At 51.8% G+C, this 2,921-nt stretch carries 2 protein-coding genes and 1 pseudogene; all 3 read right to left on the reverse strand.

Features of this window, described 5'->3' with window-relative positions; translation table 11 throughout:
- Positions 1-931: SGNH/GDSL hydrolase family protein (locus tag MFF55_RS24155; RefSeq protein ID WP_238246665.1), on the reverse strand; the 931-nt coding region annotated here is incomplete at its 3' end.
- Positions 932-990: 59 nt separating this feature from the next.
- On the reverse strand, positions 991-2,145 hold the full coding sequence (locus MFF55_RS24160; protein ID WP_238246666.1) for an acyltransferase family protein: 1,155 nt from the start codon (positions 2,143-2,145) through the stop codon (positions 991-993).
- 249 nt (positions 2,146-2,394) lie between these two features.
- Positions 2,395-2,898: pseudogene (locus tag MFF55_RS24165) on the reverse strand (IS5 family transposase); the annotation flags it as partial.
- Positions 2,899-2,921 lie beyond the last annotated feature (23 nt).

Below are 2,921 nucleotides of genomic sequence, written 5' to 3' on the forward strand. Positions count from 1 at the left end.
CACCTCGAAGCATGTCATTGCCGTCTAGGCCAGAGAAGACGTTACCCCCGCCGTCGCCAGTTAGATGATCAGCTTGAACTGAACCAGTCAAATTCTCAATACTCTGAAATGTGTCTCGATCGCTCCCGTACCCAGTGCTATTAAGCCGGAATTGTTCCCGTAGCGCTTCCTCAAAATGTGCGGCGATCAGCTCATATCCGGCCAAGTTAGGGTGCAGTCCGTTATCTGACGGCGGCGAGGAGATGTCGACTACTGCTAAATCGCGCATGTCTACGAAGACAACTTTGCGACCTGCTGCAGCTAGCTCCGCCACAACCGAGGGCATTGCATCGTTATACGAATCAACGCGATCTGCACGAGCTTGGCTCTGTTCGCCCACTCGAATAGGAGGAACTGACGCCACGAAGACCGTCATGTCTGATTTACTGTCTGATAAGCTGACTAAAAGATTCCGTAGATCATTCAACATTTGATTGACAGTGTCAGCACCACTATCGTTTGTGCCACTAATTAGTAGAACTGCATCCGGTCTCTCACGAGCCACAACCTCGGAGTCAATCGCGTTCAATTGGTTTAAGGTCCAACCCGGATGGCCCTCGTGATCGCGATCACTCAGGAGTGCAGGTCCATCCTGCATGGTACCCACGAGGTCGATCCGGATCCCAGCAGCTTCCAGATTACCCACCAGTGGTGTTCGGTAGCCGCCACTCTCAATCCTAGTGGCACTCTCGACCACACCGAAAGTAATGGAGTCTCCGAAGGGTAAAACTCTTAGTAACTTATAGGCGCTACCACTAGCAAGATTAGCGGCAATACCATATTGTGCATTTACATAACTGACGGTATCGCGCCCCTCGCCACCCGTGAACCGTTCAGCTATTGCCGTATCATAGAATGTATCGTTGTTGGCGGAGCCCAGGATTTCATTCATTATTGCCTCCTATCATGGATGAAGCTGAAATTTTAAATCAACGAAGCGCTTATCATCGGCTAAGTAGGAGGTTTTGCTACTCCGGTATGAGATTGAAGGTTGGTGCTTCGCAAGTTCCTCATCTTGCGCCGCAGCTTTCCAAGTGTTCTCAAGAAAGGTCTCTCTACGAAGCGCTCAAATAGATAAGATAGAACGAGCAATGAAGAAAAGAATGTGATTAATAATAGTATTATCGACATCGGTTCAGAGTAGAATAACACAAAGGCGCTAGCAAGAAACGTGTATATAACTGGAACATGTATCAGGTACAAGGGAAATGAAATTGCACCAAGAAATCTTCCTATCCTCCCAGACAAAGCCCGTGTAAGTAGATCCGAGCGCATGCAGCCATAAACAACAAGCGCAGCTGCCATCGGGTACAGCAGACCATTCTTGTTGCCTGGCCTAAAAACTTTCGGCAACCACTCCAAGTTAAGCCGTGTAGCTGCATCACCGCTCTGCGAGCCGACAACAAGACCAAGCATCAAAGCGAGGATGGGAAAAGCAGACGGCAGGCGGCCAGCGGCCCAAGCTTCTCGTAAAAAGATCCCGAGAACGAAACATTCGTACTGGAACTGCTTAGTTAGTAGAGCAGCAATGGCGAACACTGCAGTCGCGCAAAGCCTTGCTTGAGGATTTCGAAAAAGACATATTGCAAAACAAGCGAAAGAACCAATCAGCTCTGGCCGCATTGTCCAAAGAACATTGTTGAAAGATGAGCCTCCTGTTAAGAAGATACCGATCATCCCTTCGTAAATGGCAAATTCGGGTCCTGGGATTGCTCCCTGATGCGTCCATTGAAGCCAGCGACTGCTGACAACGGATCCTAATTCTGTTGTAGCGTTGGGAATTATACTTAGAATAGTCCATGCGAACAAAGTGCTGAAAGTAGCAGGAATTGCAATTCGAAGATAGCGGATTGGAACGTCGATCCAAAGGGGGTCCGACTTACGTAGCGTCGCATGTGTGACGACAAAACCGCTCAAAACGAAGAATACCGACACTGCAAATGATCCATTCCAAAGCACGGCGATGGGAGTGTAAGCAACCCACTCGGCGCCATTTTGTTGGTCGGGCACAAGCCAGGGCGAAAGAGCAGACATGACGTGAAATACAACTACAATAACTGCCGCAACTCCTCGCAGACCGTCTAGATTGTCTAATCGGTTATTCATGCTTTCGAGTCCGCCGATAATTAGAGTTCAGGGAGTTTAGTCTATTTGGAAAATTCTTAGACTTCAAAGGAGCTTTCAGAATTGCTTTGGTATGAGACCTTCTTCCGTAATGCCGTGGAAGCTTACTTTCCTAATATTGAGTGCGCGATCATACCTCAGTATGCTGCAGAAGGCGGGTACCTTTCCAACCACCTCTCAACTCACTCCGGCGGACCAATGGTTCCATATCTCCCCAGGGTGTAGGCTCAATCAGAACCAGATGGCGATGACGGCGGCCAGTGCGACGGCTGAGGCGTAATTGCAGGCGAGCTTGTCATAACGGGTTGCGACGGAAGACTTTCAGGCGGCAGAAGGTGGCCTCATTCTGCCAGCGCTCGCGGTAGCTGCGTTGATCGTGGCGGATCTTGCGCTTGCGGCCGCGCTTGCTCGGGATGATGGGTGTGATGCTCCTCTCCCAAAGGTCGGCGCGCAGCCAGTTGGCGTCGTAGCCTTTGTCGGCGGTCAGGCGCAGGATGCGGCCGGGGGCCTCGGCCAGAACCTCCAGGGCTGTGCGCACATCGCTGAGATTGCCGAGCGTCTGCAGGAGAACGCCAGGGCGGCCGAGCACATTGGTGAGGGCGTCGATCTTGGTCGTCTGGCCACCGCGCGACGGGCCGACAGCTATCGCTTTCGCCCCCTTTGCCGCCGTGTGCCTTGAGGTAAGTGCTTGTCGGCGGCCCCCACGTCGCCCGGCCATTCGGCTTTGGCCAAGGCACATTGAGCGCGCTATCGCCGCG

This window comes from Methylobacterium iners (assembly GCF_022179305.1).
Lineage (GTDB): Bacteria > Pseudomonadota > Alphaproteobacteria > Rhizobiales > Beijerinckiaceae > Methylobacterium > Methylobacterium iners.